This is a genomic window from Clostridium sp. AM49-4BH, assembly GCF_003478335.1.
GTDB lineage: Bacteria > Bacillota > Clostridia > Lachnospirales > Lachnospiraceae > Butyribacter.
In genome coordinates this window covers 1-18,812 of record NZ_QUFB01000054.1, presented here as the reverse complement: position 1 = coordinate 18,812, position 18,812 = coordinate 1, and the positions used below count along the sequence as shown (strand labels likewise).

The 18,812-nt window shown below is 39.6% G+C and carries 28 protein-coding genes and 3 tRNA genes; 3 read left to right on the top strand and 28 right to left on the bottom strand.

Annotated elements, in window-relative coordinates; translation table 11 throughout:
• Positions 1-104 precede the first annotated feature (104 nt).
• The 10 genes from DW981_RS15755 to DW981_RS15215 form a co-directional block, all read right to left on the bottom strand.
• On the bottom strand, positions 105-548 hold the full coding sequence (locus DW981_RS15755) for a DUF2829 domain-containing protein (protein WP_118507960.1): 444 nt from the start codon (positions 546-548) through the stop codon (positions 105-107).
• Between the two features lie 14 nt (positions 549-562).
• Positions 563-829, bottom strand: coding sequence for a DUF6275 family protein (locus DW981_RS12480; RefSeq protein ID WP_118507959.1), 267 nt, complete (start codon positions 827-829; stop codon positions 563-565).
• Between the two features lie 15 nt (positions 830-844).
• A complete protein-coding gene (locus DW981_RS12475; protein ID WP_118507958.1) occupies positions 845-1,303 on the bottom strand; it encodes a hypothetical protein in 459 nt (152 codons plus the stop codon).
• A 107-nt stretch (positions 1,304-1,410) separates the two neighbouring features.
• A complete protein-coding gene (locus DW981_RS12470; protein ID WP_118507957.1) occupies positions 1,411-1,770 on the bottom strand; it encodes a hypothetical protein in 360 nt (119 codons plus the stop codon).
• A 3-nt stretch (positions 1,771-1,773) separates the two neighbouring features.
• Positions 1,774-1,926, bottom strand: a complete 153-nt coding sequence (locus DW981_RS15220; RefSeq protein ID WP_182434276.1) for a hypothetical protein — start codon at positions 1,924-1,926, stop codon at positions 1,774-1,776.
• A gap of 13 nt (positions 1,927-1,939) precedes the next feature.
• The gene (locus DW981_RS12465; protein ID WP_118507956.1) at positions 1,940-2,959 is read right to left on the bottom strand and encodes a N4-gp56 family major capsid protein; all 1,020 of its coding nucleotides are present in this window, start codon (positions 2,957-2,959) and stop codon (positions 1,940-1,942) included.
• Between the two features lie 28 nt (positions 2,960-2,987).
• Complete coding sequence (locus tag DW981_RS12460; protein WP_118507955.1) at positions 2,988-3,635, bottom strand: hypothetical protein; 648 nt, start codon at positions 3,633-3,635, stop codon at positions 2,988-2,990.
• A gap of 404 nt (positions 3,636-4,039) precedes the next feature.
• Complete coding sequence (locus DW981_RS12455; protein ID WP_118507954.1) at positions 4,040-4,261, bottom strand: hypothetical protein; 222 nt, start codon at positions 4,259-4,261, stop codon at positions 4,040-4,042.
• A gap of 31 nt (positions 4,262-4,292) precedes the next feature.
• Positions 4,293-5,105: an antA/AntB antirepressor family protein gene (locus tag DW981_RS12450; protein WP_118507953.1), complete on the bottom strand. Its 813-nt coding sequence runs from the start codon at positions 5,103-5,105 to the stop codon at positions 4,293-4,295.
• Between the two features lie 124 nt (positions 5,106-5,229).
• On the bottom strand, positions 5,230-5,403 hold the full coding sequence (locus DW981_RS15215) for a hypothetical protein (RefSeq protein ID WP_182434275.1): 174 nt from the start codon (positions 5,401-5,403) through the stop codon (positions 5,230-5,232).
• A gap of 183 nt (positions 5,404-5,586) precedes the next feature.
• On the opposite strand from DW981_RS15215, the gene DW981_RS12445 reads away from it, so the two are divergent.
• Positions 5,587-6,048: a type II toxin-antitoxin system antitoxin SocA domain-containing protein gene (locus DW981_RS12445; RefSeq protein WP_118507952.1), complete on the top strand. Its 462-nt coding sequence runs from the start codon at positions 5,587-5,589 to the stop codon at positions 6,046-6,048.
• 55 nt (positions 6,049-6,103) lie between these two features.
• Positions 6,104-7,084: a hypothetical protein gene (locus tag DW981_RS12440; protein ID WP_118507951.1), complete on the top strand. Its 981-nt coding sequence runs from the start codon at positions 6,104-6,106 to the stop codon at positions 7,082-7,084.
• A gap of 57 nt (positions 7,085-7,141) precedes the next feature.
• Here the strand turns inward: DW981_RS12440 and DW981_RS12435 are convergent, their stop codons facing one another.
• The 17 genes from DW981_RS12435 to DW981_RS15205 all read right to left on the bottom strand — a co-directional run bounded on the left by DW981_RS12435 (position 7,142) and on the right by DW981_RS15205 (position 16,666).
• On the bottom strand, positions 7,142-8,077 hold the full coding sequence (locus DW981_RS12435) for a hypothetical protein (protein WP_147352647.1): 936 nt from the start codon (positions 8,075-8,077) through the stop codon (positions 7,142-7,144).
• A gap of 28 nt (positions 8,078-8,105) precedes the next feature.
• Positions 8,106-8,345, bottom strand: a complete 240-nt coding sequence (locus tag DW981_RS12430; protein WP_118507949.1) for a hypothetical protein — start codon at positions 8,343-8,345, stop codon at positions 8,106-8,108.
• Positions 8,346-8,372: 27 nt separating this feature from the next.
• Entirely contained in the window at positions 8,373-8,612 is a 240-nt protein-coding gene (locus tag DW981_RS12425; protein WP_118507948.1) for a hypothetical protein, read from the bottom strand.
• A gap of 5 nt (positions 8,613-8,617) precedes the next feature.
• On the bottom strand, positions 8,618-9,679 hold the full coding sequence (locus tag DW981_RS12420) for a polymorphic toxin type 50 domain-containing protein (protein ID WP_118507947.1): 1,062 nt from the start codon (positions 9,677-9,679) through the stop codon (positions 8,618-8,620).
• Positions 9,680-9,695: 16 nt separating this feature from the next.
• Positions 9,696-11,246: a phage portal protein gene (locus DW981_RS12415; protein WP_182434274.1), complete on the bottom strand. Its 1,551-nt coding sequence runs from the start codon at positions 11,244-11,246 to the stop codon at positions 9,696-9,698.
• A gap of 142 nt (positions 11,247-11,388) precedes the next feature.
• Positions 11,389-11,643 (bottom strand): hypothetical protein, encoded by a 255-nt coding sequence (locus DW981_RS12410; RefSeq protein WP_118507945.1) that lies wholly within the window; start codon positions 11,641-11,643, stop codon positions 11,389-11,391.
• A gap of 18 nt (positions 11,644-11,661) precedes the next feature.
• Positions 11,662-12,081, bottom strand: coding sequence for a helix-turn-helix domain-containing protein (locus DW981_RS12405; RefSeq protein WP_118507944.1), 420 nt, complete (start codon positions 12,079-12,081; stop codon positions 11,662-11,664).
• An 11-nt stretch (positions 12,082-12,092) separates the two neighbouring features.
• Positions 12,093-13,751, bottom strand: coding sequence for a hypothetical protein (locus tag DW981_RS12400; RefSeq protein WP_118507943.1), 1,659 nt, complete (start codon positions 13,749-13,751; stop codon positions 12,093-12,095).
• Positions 13,752-13,846: 95 nt separating this feature from the next.
• Positions 13,847-14,020, bottom strand: coding sequence for a hypothetical protein (locus DW981_RS15210; protein WP_182434273.1), 174 nt, complete (start codon positions 14,018-14,020; stop codon positions 13,847-13,849).
• A 48-nt stretch (positions 14,021-14,068) separates the two neighbouring features.
• Positions 14,069-14,138: transfer RNA gene (locus DW981_RS12395), tRNA-OTHER, on the bottom strand.
• A 193-nt stretch (positions 14,139-14,331) separates the two neighbouring features.
• Positions 14,332-14,416 (bottom strand) — tRNA-Ser (locus tag DW981_RS12390).
• Between the two features lie 248 nt (positions 14,417-14,664).
• Positions 14,665-14,856: a hypothetical protein gene (locus tag DW981_RS12385; protein WP_118507942.1), complete on the bottom strand. Its 192-nt coding sequence runs from the start codon at positions 14,854-14,856 to the stop codon at positions 14,665-14,667.
• A 96-nt stretch (positions 14,857-14,952) separates the two neighbouring features.
• Entirely contained in the window at positions 14,953-15,501 is a 549-nt protein-coding gene (locus tag DW981_RS12380; RefSeq protein WP_118507941.1) for a nucleotide modification associated domain-containing protein, read from the bottom strand.
• Positions 15,467-15,868, bottom strand: coding sequence for a hypothetical protein (locus DW981_RS12375; protein WP_243034750.1), 402 nt, complete (start codon positions 15,866-15,868; stop codon positions 15,467-15,469). Before DW981_RS12375 ends, DW981_RS12380 begins: the two co-directional genes overlap by 35 nt.
• A 101-nt stretch (positions 15,869-15,969) precedes the next feature.
• Positions 15,970-16,040 (bottom strand) — tRNA-Asn (locus DW981_RS12370).
• A gap of 56 nt (positions 16,041-16,096) precedes the next feature.
• The gene (locus DW981_RS12365; protein ID WP_118507940.1) at positions 16,097-16,486 is read right to left on the bottom strand and encodes a hypothetical protein; all 390 of its coding nucleotides are present in this window, start codon (positions 16,484-16,486) and stop codon (positions 16,097-16,099) included.
• A gap of 21 nt (positions 16,487-16,507) precedes the next feature.
• Positions 16,508-16,666 (bottom strand): hypothetical protein, encoded by a 159-nt coding sequence (locus DW981_RS15205; RefSeq protein ID WP_182434272.1) that lies wholly within the window; start codon positions 16,664-16,666, stop codon positions 16,508-16,510.
• Between the two features lie 210 nt (positions 16,667-16,876).
• On the opposite strand from DW981_RS15205, the gene DW981_RS12360 reads away from it, so the two are divergent.
• Positions 16,877-17,452, top strand: coding sequence for a tyrosine-type recombinase/integrase (locus tag DW981_RS12360; protein ID WP_118507939.1), 576 nt, complete (start codon positions 16,877-16,879; stop codon positions 17,450-17,452).
• A gap of 54 nt (positions 17,453-17,506) precedes the next feature.
• Here the strand turns inward: DW981_RS12360 and DW981_RS12355 are convergent, their stop codons facing one another.
• Entirely contained in the window at positions 17,507-18,067 is a 561-nt protein-coding gene (locus tag DW981_RS12355) for a hypothetical protein (RefSeq protein ID WP_118507938.1), read from the bottom strand.
• Between the last annotated feature and the right edge of the window lie 745 nt (positions 18,068-18,812).

The window sequence follows — 18,812 nt, the reverse complement described above, 5'->3', positions numbered from 1 at the left end:
ATTATAACAGTTTTATAGATATTTAGCTCTCTGAAATTCTAAAAAATCAAGTAATTTTAAGGTGAGGTGGAATTTACCCCTGCACTGGAATTTACTTTTTCAAGTTAGCCAAACCAATCCTCTGAAAGCATATCAGCCTGTGATGCAAGCCATCCAATCTGTACACCAGATGTTCCGACAAAAGCAATTGCTTTATTGCCGATTGCATCATGCTCACAATTTACAATCTCGTCATCTGCTGACTTATAAGAAATGCTTGTTGCTAACTGAATGTACTGTTCTTTCCCATTCCATCCCTTACGAGCAACTTTGCAGCCTTTCTTCAAAAGTTCCAAAGCGATACCAAATGTCATACTTTTGCAATCCCTGTATGCTTCCTCAAACTGTTTCTTAGGTGACCAACTCTCATATCCATCAGAATACTTTACAAAATATCCCTCATCTGCTGGATTTTCATCCTCTGGGATAGTCCAGCCGCGGTATTTATTATAATCACCTCTGTTCATAGGTTTTGCTTCAATCATCTTTGTACCAATATACTTCTTCATTTTCGCTCTCTCCTTTACTTTACACAAAAATTTTTCCATTTCTTGTAGGCATCTACATATGTTTCGTTTTTATCTCCATTATGAGTAATCTCATAATACATACCGTCAGAAACTGTTGTGCTGACAAGTGCCTTATTATTCTGTAAAGTCTTGCAGCTCCAAACTACAAAGACATCATCTTTTGTAATATCTGTTCCTTTGGCATCTGTCTTATCATGGTGTTCATTAAAATACTTAACAACAATGTCCTTACATAAATCTAAGAATGAATCATTTGGCATAACTCACTCTCTCCTTTACCAATCCTCTAAATCACTACCCGGATCTGTCTTCGGCTCTTCTGTAGTGTTATCTGTTTCTTGTTCCATATCTTCCACAACACTCTGTGCAATCAGCTTCACGGCAATACGCAGACTTTGCATTCCATCCAACGGATGTGCCGCCACCTTATAATTTGCACTGGACGGATCCACAGAACCATCATCAAGATATGACGGCTCCTTTCCAATCCATAAAAGCGTTGTTTCCGTGATCGGCAGATTCATATCTGTACTACAGATAATGCGATCATAATCCACCGATGTTCCAAATGGATTCTCCTGCGCATTGCTCTGTCCCGTACTAAGGCTTGCCCGGAATGCCACCGGCTTCTTGTATCCGGCTTTACACTCCAGCGCATCATCGCCTACCGGCATCTGCTTATCATACAGCGCATAATACATTTTGCGCTTATTTCTCTTTAACTGCTTTCGCATAAATATCTCTCCCCATAATTGGTATCGCTCCCAGCCTCCACATAGATACCGTCCTGCTTGACATAAGGAGAGATTCTAAGGAATCGCCAAGCGTACCACTTGATTCTCTAATAGACCTGCGCAATCGGTACAATACCCGTAAAAACGCTGTCTCTGCTTTCCCAACTGACAGAAATTCCATTATCCGAATTGGACTTCTGAAACTCGCCGCCAATCATGCCATAATCGTACATGGCAAGATTCTTGATATTGGAAAAGTAGTTCTGCAGGTCATTAACCACATATTCCTCCGTGTAACGCCCTGCATAATTGCGTTTCTGCTTTACCTCCCGCACAGCCCCCTTAATCTTTGACTGCAAGAGAAGAATATCCTGCTCAGTCTCTACTTCCAATTCAATTTTCAATTCCGACAGAATCTCATTGATCAGCGTTTCTTCTGTCAGAACATCCTTCTCTTCATCAGCCATAACCTACTCCTTTTCCTCTGTAGTAGCCTTTGGTTTTCTGCCCGGCTTCTTCTTTTCTACATCAACATCTACAGTTTCATTTTCTTCTACAATCGCATCAACAGGAGATGGCATTCCACCATCCCCTTTATGGTATCTCCGAAGTAACATTCCCATAATCAACCTCCACTCACGCCTTAAATTTTGCAAGAACTACCTTAGATTCATTCGAAAGTACCGCAGTATAATGCTTGTCAGCAGTGATAACCGTTGTCTTTTTCAGAATGTCACGATCGTCCTCGATCATAATGTCACGCTTCATGTAATATGTCAGAGCTGCTTCGCTGACATCTACACCATCGGCATCCGGATCTTCGTTTGGATCTTCCGTATCCACAACTACAATCGGGCAGGCATAGAAATCCGTATCTACCGCTTTGACCTTATCGCCAACTGCCAGCTTATCAATGCAATTTACTGCAATAGTTGCAAGATGCTTATTGGTTCCTGACTCTGCAGTTTCATCTTCAACAATCGTAATTGTACCGGCATCATTGTCCTTTTCATATTTGACAACTTTAACCTTCTTAGATTTCACGACCTGGCAGCCTGCAATCTTTCCAATGGTTCCGTTCATAACTACGTCCAGTGGATATTTGTTTTTATCCATAAAGTCTGCATCCTTACGCAGAGTTGCTTCCTGATCCGGATTGATAAATAGAATCTTCTCCAATGCATCGTCAGATTCATCGCCAAACTTCGCATCTGCATCCACAATTCCATTGTAAGCAATCGCTTTCTCTGTACCATCATATACCAATTTTGCAGTACATAAGGCATCATAACCATCATTATCCATTTTTGCTGCAATCGACTTTGCAAGCTGATCCGTTGCATTACCTAACGGATCTCCATAACCGGAAAGTACAGATTCATCTGTAATCTCCACACCTTTACCGGCTTTCTTTACCGTTGCCTTTGTGGTAGATGCTGTCAGAACCGTGGTTCCCATAGCAACACCCTCGGCAATGTCTTCGGCATCCCCAATGTATGCATACTTTGGTACCGTGATCGTATCGCCAGGCTGACCAACTAAAGTTGTATCAATATGGGCAATCGGTGTAAACTTAATCTTCTTTGGCAGAGTGGCTGACACCATATCTGCCATAACTTCAGGATCTACTAAATTTGCTAATTTCGTCATTGGCATAATCTTTTACCTCCATAATCTCATGCAATTATTTTACATATTCCTTGTACATTTCCGGGTACTTCTGCTTGAAAGCAACACGCTCGGAATACTTCATCTTTCTAAACTGCTCCTTTGATACCGGGCAGTCATCATTTCCCGCCGGTGGTTTCGGCATAGACTTCATCCAGTCGGCTTTCATTGCTTTTTCCTTTGCCTCGATAAAAGTCTGCTGAATGCTGAAAAGCTCATCCGTGTCGTTATCACACTGTGCTGTCGCTGCCTTTGCAGCCAGATCCGCAGGATATCCAAGTGCAAGGAAATTTTTCTCAAACTTTGTAATAGTATTTTCACGAAGCAGCTTCTGAAACTGTTCTTCCCTCTCGGCTTCTTTCTCTGCCTTTTCCTGCAAAGCAATCTCCTCCGCAGTCTGCTTCTCACGCAACTGCTTTTTGTAGCTTGCCGCTTCGCTGGTTGCCTTATCATTTGCCTTTTTCAGTTTTGCATTCTGCACCTTAAGCTGTGCCACCTGTTCTGCAAGGCTGACATCGTCATCGCCAGCATCCGAATCATCTTTGTTTGATCCTTCGCCAGACTTTCCGCCTGTCGCAGATGTGTCTCCGGCATCACCGTCACCGCCTGCAGGAGGCTCTGCAAATAACTGTAAATTCATCGGGATAAACTCTTTCTTTCTCATATCACTACCTCATTTCTGCGTTTTCAGATCTTCTCTGATCATCATTGCGTTTTAAAATCTTCTCTGATTTCCAATTGTCCGCGAAACTTGTATTGCGCTTTCTCTAGCGCACAACAAAAAGACGCTTATCTCAGTTGTGAGGTAAACGCCTTTCATTGATCATATTAAATTTTCGGATTTCTCCTTATACAAAATATAACACATTGGAAATGTGAATTGTGTGAAAGTCTGTTTTTGCCATACATATATTTGACATCGCTTCCATGCAGTGATAGTATTTTTATGAGATATCTTAAAGGAGCAGATACCTTGCCCCCATATTTGGGCGAGGCCATCTACTCCTCTTTTGTATCACTCCAATATTCCTACGCTACCATCAGCGTTGTTGCTTTCCAAAAGTCTCGTTAAAGTGCTTGATTCAACAGTTCCTCCGCATCTCCCACCATATCAGTAATAGTTTCTGCAACCACCTTTGCATCATCAAAAAAATATCCCGAAATTTTCCATAAATCTGCAGGCGTCGCTACATCCTGTCCAAAATACTGTCTCGTCAAGATTGCTGATAGTACCCTTGCCCTTTCCAGTAAAACACTTGCTTCCAAAACCTTTTCTTCTGATTTGTTCATAATATTGCTCCTTATTATTCCTGGATCTTTGCTATTCCACACAGTATACCATCATCATTTCTCGCATAACACTTTCGTACGCTGGCTTCAAGTCTTTATCATCAGCTATTATACTTAAATATGTTATATGCTGCTTAATCCATGACGATGATTTTCCTCTCTCAAAAGCCTTTCCTCTTTCATTAGTCAACCTTGTCTTTAAATTGCAAGGTCTTTTTTCCGTAAGACGCTGATAGCTTTCATTCCATATAACTCCAAACACTTCCTTACTGGAAAACTGTTCTAACTTTGGAGATTTAGCAATCTTTCCAGCACAGTTCTTACACCATTGCTTAAAATCATCCGAACTGTCATTCTTCTCATATGTAGCAACGACAACGTCTAATTTCTTTTCTATTTTCTCCTGTTGTTTTTTTAATCTATTTTGTTCCGCTTCCTGCTTTATTAAGCTGTCAATTATTCCAGCTACAGATTGAAGAAGTGGCGATGCTTGACTTCTGTTTACAACTTCTTCTTTTGTCTTTTCTTCGACTGTTGTGAAATATTCTCTTGCTTCCTCTGCTCTTGCTCCATTACCTTTACATGACAGCTTTTTTGCAAAGTGAGCTGTAAGTCTATAATCAACTGTTTTATTACCCTCGACATCAATGTCGACCCTCCAAAAATCCTCATTTTCTGTGGCAAATTCATTATCAACAATATTCGTTTTAGCCCATCTTGCGAACTGTCCTTGTGCGAGTCCAAAAAAATTATACAACCTTCTCGCTGTTGTCATTCCATTCTTATCGACACCTAAAGCAATCTCTATTGGTGTCTGCATTGTTACTTCTGATACTTCCTGCATTAAATTATATCTCCTTTCATTTAGTTTGCATTTCCAAAAGAAAGATGATATGATAGATTTATCAAATTCCTTTTGGAGTTTTTGAGTTATAAGAAGTTGTGTTCGTTGGTAGCGGTGCAACTTCTTATTTTTTTAACTCTTTATAGACCATCTCTATTCCTTTTCTAATAACATCCGCTTTCGTCATACCAGTTTCTTTACAACAAAATTCTAGTTTTTCAATGTCCCTGTCTGACATTCGTATTCTAGTTTCATGTTTTTTAGGTTCAGATGTTGGTCTTCCTGTCCTTGGTGACATTTATTCCCTCCTTTCTTTTGGTGACACATAAATAATAAATTATGGTGACACAAAAGTCAAGCCCTTTTTACTAAAAAACATGCGTCTGCTGAATTTTTTACAAACAAAAGCCAAAAAATATTGTATAATATAAATGAAAGTAGTATACTAATACAATGACAAATATGGAGAGGAGGAGATTATATGACACAAACTTTAGCTGTAGCCAAATATTTGAATGACTTACATGTAAAAAAACATGGTTGCACTATGGATCAAATGAAGATGCATAAAATGATGTACTTTTCGCAACGGGAGTCTTTGATGATCTCTGGAAGCCCTCTGTTTAATGATGATTTTGAGGCGTGGAAATATGGACCCGTCCTTGTAAATGTTAGAAACGAATATTTGACGGGGCATATGTTCAATGGATCATATAAAGAATTGTGCGATTCAGCGAAAAAGCTAGTAGAGTCAGTTTATAAAAGGTATGATAAATATGATGCCTGGCAACTAAGTACATTGTCGCATGCAGAACATTCTTGGCTTCAGGCACGCAGGGGACTAGCTGCTGGTGAAGCTGGAAATAAAAAGATGAGTTTGGCAGCAATGAAAGCTGATGCTACACGAGAATTTCTTAGAAGAAAAGGTGTTGTTTTGGTATAACATCTATCCCACAGGATAAAGCGCCTGTGGGATTATTTATTTACGGAGAGATGCAATGAAGAAATTATCAATTGAGGAACAAAAAAAATTTCTGTTTAAAAGGTTAAAAACAGAACCATTAAGAAAAACGAATGAAAACCAAAAAGATATCAAGGCTTTTGTCCAAGCTACAAAAGGCGAGAAAATTTCCTATTATTTGACACATAATGCTTGGGATGATGATTGCACTAGAAATACAAAAGTATTTTTAGTTCGAGATCAGAAGACAAAAGAGATAGTGTTCTTTTTTGCGCTAAATTGTGGAATATTATTTAGTGACCTTAACAGCTGGAATTTAAGTCAGGCTGAAAAGGAACCTTTTGATAAATATGTCGATGCTTTGCTGAAATTGAAAGAAAAGAATTTAAGCAAAGCAGATGAAGAATATGCAAACGAACAATTAAACGAATCAATGAACAAATTATGGGAAGTTGTTAATGAACCAGATAGAGTATCACAGCTGTTTAGTTTGGCAGAAGATAAAGTTCAACTATTGGAGGAAAAAAGAGAAGCGTTGTCAAAAACTGGAGAGGAAGATCATATCCAGCAGGTACACGAAACATTTCCTGCAATTGATATTAAATTTCTCGGTAGAAACAAAGAATACAAATCAGAAATCCAATTAGATTTCAAGCTTGGTGTATATATCTTCTGGGAAATCATTGTTCCTCATTTATTGGAGATTGCAGAAAAAGTTGGGTGTAAATACATATATTTATTTGCTGCAGATAATACTGAAGAAAATGAAGATACAGTTGATATGCCTCCTATGTGGACGCAAGATTATGATCCATATGCAGATGACGATGAGAATGAATGTGCTAAAGAAGAAATTCTCAAATTGGTCAACTATTATATCAATGAGTTAAAATTTCGATATGTATCGAAATATAAAATATTAAAACCACATTATGAACGACGATGTTATACTTTAGTTCAAGAAGTCGATAGTCTATCAAGTAATAGACGCTCCGTATGGCAGAGTCATGCAAAATAATTAACCACAAATAAAAAAGAGCCTCAAAGGCTCTTTTGTTATTTCCCCATATCGTTACTATCTATCGTTTTCTTCCTTCGCTTCAATCAGTTTTTGTAATCCCTCCGGCAAAAGAGGTGCATTTTCTGTAAACGGAAACATTACTTTAATCTCATCGGGCGTTTCTATTGAAGAATAAATTTCTACACCCTTATCAACCAATATCGCCAATTTTTCAATTGTTCTAGCCGTTCTGTCTCTTTCTTCCGGATCTGTAATTTTGGTATCACATTCTTTTTCAAACTCTGACACTTTTTCGTCCATCATTGTCTCTTTCAGTTTCTTAAATGTGTCTAACACTTCCTCACCAATCTCATTTTTCTGACGCATTGCAACAAGATATTCATCTTGCATTTTCAGAACTCTATAATCAGATAAAAATTTTATAGAAACCTCTGATAGCTTTGCCAATATATTCAATATGATATGAGAACCAACTGCTCCTTTCACCAACAACGACAACCACATAGAGCCAACATCAACGGTATTGAACACAACCTGTTCGCTGCTATTTGCAATCATGGGACATTGATTCAAAATAAAGTTTATATCTTTCAAATACCCGATGTACTCATCCAATGTAGAACAAGCCGGTATTTTAATATCAACTCCCTCTTGTGATTCCCCTGCATCCATAGATTGATACAATTCTATAATAGCTTCTAATTTGGCTAACAGCTTGACATTGGATTGTTTTACAATCTCAGCAGTTTCGTTATTTACCTTAGGGCTTGCATCTGAATACACATACGCTGGAACGTTATCAATAAGTTCCTTCACCTCATTGCTCAAAAAAGGTATTTTCCGAATGACATCATATGATTGAACAGCACCTTTCCAGTTCTCCAATGTGTAGTCACTCTTTCCGTTAGCATAGTGATTCTGTTTGTAGTTCAGGTTCCTTATGCCATCCACAGACGCATTACATAGATAATATATGTTATATAATCTCATTTCCACCATCCTTTTCATATGTTTTCTTTTAACCAGTTGCATATGTTTCCTTTAACGGGAATTCTCCCCGTCGAGATAAAGACAGCATATGGCCAAACGCATTATTAGCTGTTCTCCTATCTACCAATCCATTTGACGGCATACAAACGATCTTTGAATTTTCTATGTTTACCAAATCAATTTCCATAATTCCATCTAATTCATCAATTCCAAACATATACACCACTTTATCTTCGCTCTTCTTCAATAATTCTATTGAGGTCCACATCTTCACCATCCTCTCCAAATAATTCTATTACTCCAGCGATACTACCACATTTTCTATCTCCTCATTCTTTATTTGAATATATTCATCGGAATTTTCCGGATCAAAAATCAAAACATTATATTCTAATTCTTCACCCTCTTCATCAAATGCAGGCTCAATTCCAATTGAAAAGCCATTGATCGTATTACCATTCTTCAGAATCAATTTAATTTTTGTTCCCCCATTTGAAAGAACTTCTGCTTTTACAAGCATATCTTCGTTGTACATACCACTCACCAATCCTTTACAGGGTATGCATGAATACCCTTTTTGCTATAAACAACAACCATCTTGCATGTTTTCTGATACATATTCTTGCCAACATTGTACACAATTCCTATCGGAACATCAAGCCGTATGTATTCTTTAGGATAAACACTGCCTTTTGTGAATTTAATCACGCCCGTTCCCACATGTTGAGACAATAATTCTTTTACACTTATAGTATCATAGAACATACTGCATGGAGTTTTTTGATTTTCTATGTCGTTTTTTATTCTTCTTTCATTTTCTTTTGTTCCTGTAATATGTTCTCTTTGTTTCTGCCATTTGATATTTGTATTTATTATCCCATCTGACAATTCTTGCTTAAATTTATTTAATCTATCGTCAGATTTCAAATACTCCACTGAGCACCGGCAGTTCACAATCTCTTCCAAACCCGCTCCCAAAGAATCGTCCTTCGGATACATCATCACATATTTTCCAACACGAAACGGGCGGCTGATATCGACAACCTGTCCATCTACATCCGCATGATCTGCCCTGACTCTCTCATCCCGGTAGGACTTCCACCTCTTCTTAGTACAGCCATTTTTCACAGCAGTAATGTATTCATCCCCATTCAAAATTGCATTAGCTTCATTCTCCGCTACATTGGTGGCTCGATCCACAGAAACCGCATAGGGATCCTGTGGTTTATTCGCTTTTCTGGTAGTCAATGATCCACCTTTTAATGTTGTGTCTACAATACTGTCACATACCTTCCGGATATATCGCTGCATTTTCTGATCCGGCTCTGCCACCTTTTGCACCGATGATAAGTATCTCTTTTGAAATGCTTCTGAAAGATACTGTTTATCCTGGTTTCGTTTTGACAAGGCAAATAAAAAAAGCACATCCGCCAGCAGCAAATTTGCTAAACGGACACGCTTTTCTTTCTCTTCCTCACTGATCTGCATATTTTCAAAATAATCATGAATCGGTATTTTCTTCCGGGTAGCTTTGTGTCGATCGTCCTTGGTTGTTTCGGTCGTTGAAAGAGTATTTAACTCATCAAAATTTGTTAATCCCATCGTTCATCCCTCCACTCTACGCATTGGCAAATGGAGTTGCCTGCGGCTGATCTGACATATCCGGCATATTCTTTCCATCCATTGTTGTCTGTTCGTCCGAATCATTAACCTTACCTTCCGATGCTGTATCCACAGGCTCTGATCCTTTCAATTTACTTTCCAAAAGCTTATTGACCATTTCCTCGCTGTCCAGCACAAACTGCTGTGCATCGGTCGTAAAGCCTGCCAGCTCTGTTGCCTTGAGTAGATCAGCGCCGTTCTGAATCAAAGTTGCCCAGGAATTGACTTTCGTTGCCAGATCGTAGGTCCTGTTTCTATCAAACTTCGGTTCAATATCTGCGAGTTTCAAATTTCGCACCTCTTCCGGCACATCCACGTCATTGTTGAAAATCTCCAACATAATGCGAATACATTCTTTCTCTGACTTCTTAGTCAACTGTGACTTTTTCAATGCAGAAAGCTCCGCTGCCTGCCATCCGTTTGATAAATTCATTGCCGATCCGGTAGAACCACCGCCCTGCTCCTGTCGTCCCGGCACATTCGTTTTCTCGTGGATGCGATCAATAAAATTCTGTATCAGTGTTTGGATCCCGTCCTGTGACATTTCTTTCGACAAATATGCCATTTTCGGATCATGTCCATTGCCGGTAGACTTTGTTTCGATCAATGCACCATTTCTCACAGCAGAATTTCCATTCTCATCCTTCGGCAGTTCCGCATTATGTACCCACAACAATGACTGCACACACTGGACAATATCATTCACTCTGTCCGATGTTACGATATTTAAGGCGTCAATCTCCGAAATTACACGCTCAAAACATCCCATCCGGTCATAATCGTTGATATACTCAACAATAGGGATTGCCGCCGGTATATTCTTTCTCCCATTTCCATTGGACACAAACCATCTTTCTCGCTTTTTTTCTTTATTCATCTTAATAATATTTTCGACCTCATAATAGGTATCCTCTGTATAACAACCATAAGTCGAATTTCCACTCTGATCGGTGATGTATGACACGCCCATAATTGGTCTGCGATACACATCATTGGAATACACGACAAAAGTATTCATTGGATTTAACGTCAGAATATCCACAACCGAACTTCCAAACCGATACTGATCCGGCTTTGCCTTAATCAGCCGATATCCAACTCCACAGATTTCAATAAACCTCGCCAGCTCCTGATCTGCAGATGGCTTGTTTTCTTCCTCCATCATCTCATTGAGCATTGCAATACCGACATTGTCCGCATCTTTGTTATTTTCCCGGATTCCCTTGTTGGCTCGCTGTACATATCGGATTGGCGATCCCCATTCGTACCCCAACTTAAACTCTGTGATCTCCGCAGCCATATTGTCCTTTACCTTAATATTGATTTCCGGACGAATCTCTTTGATTCGATCATCAATCGGTTGGATACCACGCTCATAATCCAACAGGAACTTAATTGCTGTACGGTTTTGCTCATGTACAATCAAGGCATCCTGAAGCACTTTTATAACATTATCCTTCGTGATCTGCATCTCATCTGTAAAGATCTGTTTTCTTCCAAACTGCACGACAATCCACCTCTTTCTGCATTGCATTATGTAAATGCATAGAAAAAGAGCCACGGCGGTTTGTAGACCGTCTGGCTCTCTGATACTGTTTCATACTATTAAATTAGCATTATTTGAGTGTGAATTGTGTGAAAGTTACTTTCTATGCTCCAAACTGCATAAATCTGTCCTTGAACAATTCTCTTTCAATAGCCTTTTCGATATCGTCTTTATAAACAATCTGTATTACACCACCCACATTTATTTGCATTGTTTCTCTTGCTAGTGGCTGACTTGCATTTACTCCTGAAGATTGCCCGCATGGTTCTAAATAAGCCAATGCTTCCATTTTCTTATGATTACATTCATTTTTCTTTGGACATTTACGACATTTATCTGACAATTTAGATACACCCATAATCTCATACCTCGCATTCTAAGCTACATACCTATCCACCACTTTCGACACCGTACTCCGATCCATATACAGCTTGTCAGCCACTTCCTGCTGTGTCATACCGTCCCGGTAAAGATACTCGAAGATCAAGCGATCCCTGCTGTCAAAAATAGTCGTCAGGAAAATATCAACCTCCAATTGCAGTTTCTCCAGTTCAGTCCGTTCGTTATGCAGTTTCACGATCAACTCATACTGTTTATCTTTCCAATATTTCCTGTCCTTTACCTCACTGCCACACACCGTCACCATGGTTCTCTGATATGGAAACTGCTTATTGGAAGACTGCACCTTTCCAAGATATGCCTCCGGTGGATTATCTTTATAATGCTGCAGCTTCTCTTCGTCCTTACGGATCACTTCCGATAAAAATCTATACTGCTTCAAAATATCCTTCGTCATCTGAACCCCTCCTAAAATGTTCTCTGTGATACATTCGCTTTACAAATGGTAGCCCCATTTGCAAGCATTACTAACTGTGTAATTCCATCTGCTGCATCATCATGATCGTTCTTCCCAATCTGCACAAACATATTTAACTCATCCATCGCATCATGGTATTCTTTGTCCCTCTTATTGGCCGCAAGGAATTTACATCTTCTCTTTATGTCCGGTGCATACTGAATGATCTTTGCCAGCTTGCTCATGGTATTTGGTGCCTTGCTGGAAGATATGCTGCATTTGTATCCCTCCTTTTGGAGCATGTCGTCAATCTTGTCCGCATACTCATCACCACCGTTATTTCCCTCAAAATGTTCCATCTGCGGTTTATGATACAATGTTTTTCCAACCACAATCGGCTGTGTTACCGTCTTATCCCCCCGGTTAAAAATCCAATCCGGAATGTAAATATAGCCGTCATCATATTCGTACCCAAACGGCATCGACAGACTGTCACCGCCGCCCCAAGCCACATCACAGGCAGCCAATACACGGATCAAACTACTCTCAGGCGGTAACACGCCATTGTACGTCTGCAATTCATCCTCTGCAAAAAGCAATCCCTCACGCACAAATGGGCGTTGCTGATATTTCGCCTCCCATTCGTTCTTATCCAAACGACTCTTCACATTCAGGAAATATTCCGTTGAAAATCCCTTGCCATAGTCGTAAACAAAATTGGACTCCCCATTCTCATTAAGTGCTGGAATCTTTCTGAAACGGTATCGTGGGTTATCCTTGTACTGTTTCTCTACTTTGCCAAGCGGATCCAGAATATTCCATCTAGTACCTACCATCAATTCTCTTGTACCGTCATTCTTACGATCAACAAGCAAGTTAAGATAATCCTGGTATCTGCCCTCTAATCGTGACGGAGACAAACTCTCCTGCCTGTCACGGACCATATCATCGACATACAGATAACCGTCCCAAGAAATATCAACTGCACCCGTCCATGTACCATCAATACCACGACAGGTTAATGTGGCAAAACGATCCGGATCATTCAAAGTCACTTCTTTCTTTTCCGCTGACTTCTTTTGCAAAAATGTCTGTGGGAATATATCCAGAAAATGATACTGTCTTTTTTCTTCCGGTACATCCAATTCCATAAGATTAAGTGCTTCACCATAAAATCCATCTGCCAAGATACCACTGTGTCCTGACATCGCATTATGGCTATTGGGACGCTTTCCCATGACCCATGCCATGAAGAAAATGCATATTGTGGACTTGCCGACACGAGGGGGCATGGATAACCCATAAAAATCCAACTTGCCATCTTCCAAGTCCTGCAAATCATCAACTACCACTTTCAGTGTTCGTCGGCGTGGCATATAAAATCTCTTGTCCGGTGCCCGATCCTTTTCCATGTAATACAGAAAATCTTCAAAGAAATACGGTGCCAGCATCAGCGTAGCTTTCCAATACAGGGTTGCGAACTCAATGCTATTCTTCTTTCGACTCTCCTTTGCCGCAATCTGCTGTACTTCCTTTGCCTGCTGCAATGCAAAATTCAGATCATCTTTCTTTTCCTCGATCGCCATATCAAGCAATGCGCTAGCAAATTTTATATTGGTCAGGTCTTTTCGATGCAGGCCTGCTATAATTTTCTTGTTTTGTTCTGACATAAAAAAGACACCTCCATCAAAGCAGAGATGCCTTCGCAAATCTGCCTGTAATTGTTTCAGGTTAGCGACTACAACCGTTTGTAGCCGGTAATGTATTATTTATTGTATTTTTCAACTATATCTGCAATCTTCATTTTTCCCATACGAGGTGGACAACAGATAAACAATTGCAGATCATGTTCTTTCGCTTCTTGCATTTTATTCAAAAGCATCATTTGCGCTGAATTAAGTTTATATTCTAATTTTTCTGCATATTCGATAATTGTCATGCACATACATCCTCCTTAAAATCTGCCGCGTACCATTGACCAAATAAATCGGATAGACAGGATTTGAACCCATGACCTCTTAGCGAACTAAGTATTCTCCCAACTGAACTACTATCCGATACCGCAAGTTCACAGCATCTACTTACGGTTTGAACTGCTTTTGTTGCTGTATTTGTACAGTTCATACGGACTCTTTATACCGTTCTCGAACCGTCCCCTAATGACGTTTGCCGAGAGTAAATTGATAATGCCAACAGCTAGTTTCTGTTCTTCCATTGCCGACATTGGTTTCTGCACAAGTGTTGACACAACGCAGAGTGCGGGACTCGAACCCACAAGCCGAATTAACGACCGACAGATTAGCAATCTGCTCCAATACCATTATGGGAACTCTGCTTGCGATGGCATTTTGCCCAAGTTACCATCATCCATATGCTTGGGACCTACTCCATCACGGCTAGGTAAACTCCGTTTGTTGGCTGCTGTGCTTCGTCGACTTTATCAGCTAATTAAGGAGTTTCTGACACGACAGGGGATTGCACCATCTGCAATGGCTTATCTGTCGGAAGTATCACACCAACGGTTTTAGGCAAAAAAAATACCAACCACCTATTCGTTATTGAATATTAATGGTTGGTAAGTATTTAATCAATTTTATTTAGCACTTTCTGTAAATTAGTGTTAATATCTTGTAACTCAGACTTTGCATAAAAAATATCATCAGTATTTGATTCTGTTGAGCTTGTATTTGATTCAATATTTCTCAATAAATCAATCATAGTATCAATTTTTTCCGATAATTCCTGTAGCATAGCTAAAGTTTTTACTTCTTCCATAAGCAATCCCCTTTCTTAATTGATAAGAAAAGTATATCATACCAACCACCAATATTCAATTATCAAAGAACCATTTTCGTCCGACAAATTTCGACATCACTCTTTCTGGGCCCGAATGATCTGTGAAATCCTCGACTGTGAGCATCCCATCTCATCAGCAATCTTTTTCTGTGACCACTTTGCTTTATAAAGAGCCATCACCTTACCCTCATCAATTAATTTCTTTTCTCTTTCCAACTTATCAGGTATTACGAGCTCAACAGTGCCCTTTTCAATGGCTTCATTAATCCCATCCATCAGATCATCAACAATAATGTGATCTTTTGCAGTCTCACTCTTCGCCTGTTCCTCAAATATGCTCTGTTTTTCTGCCCCATTCTTTCGATCCAATTCCATTACCGTCATCAGACAATAATTCGCCAGATCAAGACAGGTATCTCGGAGGCCCTCATCCAGTACTCTCTGTTTTGCGCCGCCAGCAAGATTTTCCAATCGATTCCATTTATCTTCCATGCGGACCAGTGCTGCCGTAACCCCATATTTACCAAATGATCTTGAAAAGCTGTCTCCGTAGTCATGATTCTTCCGCACATATACATCATGCAGAAATTCAACCAATTTTTTGTGTTCTTCGATCTGATTCATGTTTTCTCCTGCCTTTCTCTTCTTTGAATCTTCTAATTGCAACGATGTCAGGAACAAGGTTCTCCGGCACCTTAATAACCGTAATCAACTTCTGGTTGTGAAATATGTATGCCATATCTCCATATAGCCGGATCTGATTGGCAGATTTATTGTAAAAATACAAACTGTCAACCCACTTTTGCAGATTTCCTGATGTCTCTGCATGCCGCACACCTAACTGATACACTTTCTTTGCCATTTTGTTGATTGAGTTCTTCCCAATACCGCATCTCTGTTTCATACGATATTTGGCATGCTTTGTTACGATCGTATGTACCACCCTCCTCCATATCCTTTTTTCAAATAATCCCCGCTGTGCTTTTGACACACATTCACTGCTCTTGCTACAGGGAAAAGGTGTAAAAAAAACTAGATTGGCATCTAGATCCACAATATCCCACTGTAAGAGAGGATTCAAACCAGTGGGAACAGGCATAGCAGGACTCAAACCTGCAACATCTTGATTAACAATCAAGCGTTCTACCGCTGAACTATATGCCACTAACCGATTTTCACCGGTTAGCATTCATGTTTATCGTGTCATGCTTAACACTGTCTACTTCTTATTTGTCACAGTGAACGGAACGACAGATTCAGGAATATAATTGACCTCATATTTGTACTTATTCACTTTGGCACCACCAATATCTTCCACTACATACATGGTTTCCTGATTCAGGCCAACGATATGTTTTTTGTATGATCCATCCTCCATTTCACAGATCACATTGATTTTATTCTTGTTTTCCACTTCGAGAGAAAATGCACCGATGAGTTCAAATTCTACCTTGTCCGTTCTTGAATTGATTACCGCTAATCTCCGCAGCACATTGAAGTTATCTGCTTCCTGAGAGACATTCTCTGACACTTTTTCCGCTTCCGTACATCCTGTTAATGACATGGTCAATGCCACTGCCAATAACACTGCCAACAATTTCTTTTTCATTTCATCACCTTTTCCTTTCTGCTAATTCATAATCAAATATACGATTGTTCCACCAAAGCCAAGCGACAAGATCTTGAACCCTACACTTGTGCCCGTATTTTTTTCTTTGCAATCCAACACAATCATCCACAGCAACATCGCTATGTTGAATATGATTGTTGCAATTTTCAAAGCCTGCATATTACATCTCCTTTTTTGTTTTTTCGTTCCTTGAGGGGCTGAGCAGAGGGCTGACGCCCTCGCCTGTAACCCCCGCCCCCCCTCTTCTTGCAAAGTTCGTATAATATGCAAAAAACGAACTTTCCTTAGTTTACAGCGTTTACATCCTGTGCTATACTATTTATACGAACTAAACCACTTGCAAAATACGAACTCAAAAGGAGTGATCACATGAACAAAAAAACAGTAGCCTTGGACCAGCAACAATACAAAACCATCATATCAACCATCCGAAGCGGCTTTGTCTGGAACAAACATTCTTTCAAACCAAACGAACGCCTAGCTACTATCCTTGTTTTGCAAGCAAATCTAGGATTACGGATATCCGACATATTGCAATTGCATATCAAAGACATTATCAAAGATGGCAGCAGGTACCGCCTTGACATATGCGAGCAAAAGACCGGCAAAGTCAGAACATTTACCGTTATACCTGACATCTATAACTATATCCTGCGATACGCAACGGACCATGGGATCAATAGCCAAGCCAAACTCTTTGACATATCAGACAGAGCTGTGCAAAAGCAACTCAAAATCGTATGTGATTATTTAGGCTATGATAACATCAGTACGCATAGTTTCCGCAAGTTTTATGCAACTGAAATCTATAAAAATAACGACTGCGACATTGAGTTAGTGCGCCATCTGCTACAGCACTCATCAGCAGCTATCACCCAACGCTACATCGGAATTCAACCGCCTAAGATAGAACAAGCCATTAGCAAACATATTTGCTTACTTTAAGCTCAACGCATCAAATGCATCACATTCAATTGTGGTGCATTTTTTTTATCAATTTTACGGAGGACCTTCATCCAAAGGAATATCGGCTTCCAACATCTGCTGCACCTGTTCTGGTGTCTGATCTGCCTCAATCTGCCTTCGTGGTTCAAGAACAACCTCCTGCTGATCCTTCAAACCATCCCAATTTTTCTGCCAGAAGATCCCTGTAACGGGGTTGATCTTACCATCAGACATCAACTGTTCCCGAATTTGAGACATAATTTGTCGACTTTTTTTAATGACGCCAGTGCGTGCCGAGTTGGGCTCCCCACGCTGAATGTTACTAACCTCTCCCTTGGTTAAGCCCCATGCGTTATACAATCCAAGGTTTCCGGGCTTGATATTGTTATCAATACAATACTGGAGATATTTCAGCGTTCTGTCTCTTAACTGCTCCGGGTCTTTCGTGTCTATCTCGTCCCACAAAGCAATTTCCAGAGCGTGAGCCGTTATCTTGCTGATTTCCTCTTTCGTGGCAGTAATGCCATTATCGCCAATAACAGGAGACTTTTTCCATGCCTGATTTTTTGCTACCATTCTATTTCCGGATCCTTTACCACCCAAAACATTCACCACCTTTAAATTCTCCATAAAACAAAAAAAGAGCCCAAATATCGCACCTGATACATTCACCAGAATGTAACACGATAATTGAACTCACCGAGTTTCCTCAAACCCAAGCTCATCACTTGGAGTAACTTTACAATAACAGATTTCCAAACAGAATGCAAGCATAAACAACAAAAATATACCATACCTAAATCCAACTGTACTGACTATTACAGCTCTTCTTGTTTCAATTTCCGTTTTTCCCTATACTTTTCTATTCTTCTCTCTCCTATTCTTATCTTAACCTCTACTATACTAAACTAATCTATACTACTTATGCAACCATAAATCAACCATATGGGAACAATATGACAACCAATCTGCAACCAAGATAATATTACACAAGGAATACTATATTTTTAATGAAATATCAATGATGTACATCCGAAATAAATATCAGCTGTTGCTTGCAAAATCAAAATTATATTTTAATATGAATCAAGGCTCTAATCTACTACACAATCACTACACAATTTTGCCATAAATTTACATAAATTTATATAGGCATATATCTTACATTGAATTTGCCCAACCGCCGATAGTATATAGCTTTATAGGCTTTCATGGATATATGAATAGGAACATGAAATCGGCAATAGTACCACAATTCCTAGTTTCATTTTCTATCTTTCCTTTCTTGTAAACCTTGATTTTACGGGGTTTGCGGGTTTTGGCATCTCGTTTATGTACCAATTTATGTACCAATTTTTCG

Excerpts from the sequence above, each read along its gene's own strand:
- DW981_RS12445 (WP_118507952.1), top strand. The coding sequence starts at position 5,587 with ATGACACAAACTTTAGCTGTAGCCAAATATTTGAATGACTTACATGTA.
- DW981_RS12480 (WP_118507959.1), bottom strand. The coding sequence starts at position 829 with ATGCCAAATGATTCATTCTTAGATTTATGTAAGGACATTGTTGTTAAG.
- DW981_RS12405 (WP_118507944.1), bottom strand. The coding sequence starts at position 12,081 with ATGACGAAGGATATTTTGAAGCAGTATAGATTTTTATCGGAAGTGATC.
- DW981_RS12460 (WP_118507955.1), bottom strand. The coding sequence starts at position 3,635 with ATGAGAAAGAAAGAGTTTATCCCGATGAATTTACAGTTATTTGCAGAG.
- DW981_RS12470 (WP_118507957.1), bottom strand. The coding sequence starts at position 1,770 with ATGGCTGATGAAGAGAAGGATGTTCTGACAGAAGAAACGCTGATCAAT.
- DW981_RS12400 (WP_118507943.1), bottom strand. The coding sequence starts at position 13,751 with ATGTCAGAACAAAACAAGAAAATTATAGCAGGCCTGCATCGAAAAGAC.
- DW981_RS12475 (WP_118507958.1), bottom strand. The coding sequence starts at position 1,303 with ATGCGAAAGCAGTTAAAGAGAAATAAGCGCAAAATGTATTATGCGCTG.
- DW981_RS12440 (WP_118507951.1), top strand. The coding sequence starts at position 6,104 with ATGAAGAAATTATCAATTGAGGAACAAAAAAAATTTCTGTTTAAAAGG.
- DW981_RS15220 (WP_182434276.1), bottom strand. The coding sequence starts at position 1,926 with ATGGGAATGTTACTTCGGAGATACCATAAAGGGGATGGTGGAATGCCA.
- DW981_RS12410 (WP_118507945.1), bottom strand. The coding sequence starts at position 11,643 with ATGGGTGTATCTAAATTGTCAGATAAATGTCGTAAATGTCCAAAGAAA.
- DW981_RS12455 (WP_118507954.1), bottom strand. The coding sequence starts at position 4,261 with ATGAACAAATCAGAAGAAAAGGTTTTGGAAGCAAGTGTTTTACTGGAA.
- DW981_RS12465 (WP_118507956.1), bottom strand. The coding sequence starts at position 2,959 with ATGCCAATGACGAAATTAGCAAATTTAGTAGATCCTGAAGTTATGGCA.
- DW981_RS12360 (WP_118507939.1), top strand. The coding sequence starts at position 16,877 with ATGAACAAAAAAACAGTAGCCTTGGACCAGCAACAATACAAAACCATC.
- DW981_RS12385 (WP_118507942.1), bottom strand. The coding sequence starts at position 14,856 with ATGGAAGAAGTAAAAACTTTAGCTATGCTACAGGAATTATCGGAAAAA.
- DW981_RS15205 (WP_182434272.1), bottom strand. The coding sequence starts at position 16,666 with ATGCAGGCTTTGAAAATTGCAACAATCATATTCAACATAGCGATGTTG.
- DW981_RS12430 (WP_118507949.1), bottom strand. The coding sequence starts at position 8,345 with ATGTGGACCTCAATAGAATTATTGAAGAAGAGCGAAGATAAAGTGGTG.
- DW981_RS12420 (WP_118507947.1), bottom strand. The coding sequence starts at position 9,679 with ATGGGATTAACAAATTTTGATGAGTTAAATACTCTTTCAACGACCGAA.
- DW981_RS12380 (WP_118507941.1), bottom strand. The coding sequence starts at position 15,501 with ATGAATCAGATCGAAGAACACAAAAAATTGGTTGAATTTCTGCATGAT.
- DW981_RS12450 (WP_118507953.1), bottom strand. The coding sequence starts at position 5,105 with ATGCAGGAAGTATCAGAAGTAACAATGCAGACACCAATAGAGATTGCT.
- DW981_RS12435 (WP_147352647.1), bottom strand. The coding sequence starts at position 8,077 with ATGAGATTATATAACATATATTATCTATGTAATGCGTCTGTGGATGGC.
- DW981_RS15210 (WP_182434273.1), bottom strand. The coding sequence starts at position 14,020 with ATGACAATTATCGAATATGCAGAAAAATTAGAATATAAACTTAATTCA.
- DW981_RS15215 (WP_182434275.1), bottom strand. The coding sequence starts at position 5,403 with ATGTCACCAAGGACAGGAAGACCAACATCTGAACCTAAAAAACATGAA.
- DW981_RS15755 (WP_118507960.1), bottom strand. The coding sequence starts at position 548 with ATGAAGAAGTATATTGGTACAAAGATGATTGAAGCAAAACCTATGAAC.
- DW981_RS12425 (WP_118507948.1), bottom strand. The coding sequence starts at position 8,612 with ATGTACAACGAAGATATGCTTGTAAAAGCAGAAGTTCTTTCAAATGGG.
- DW981_RS12365 (WP_118507940.1), bottom strand. The coding sequence starts at position 16,486 with ATGAAAAAGAAATTGTTGGCAGTGTTATTGGCAGTGGCATTGACCATG.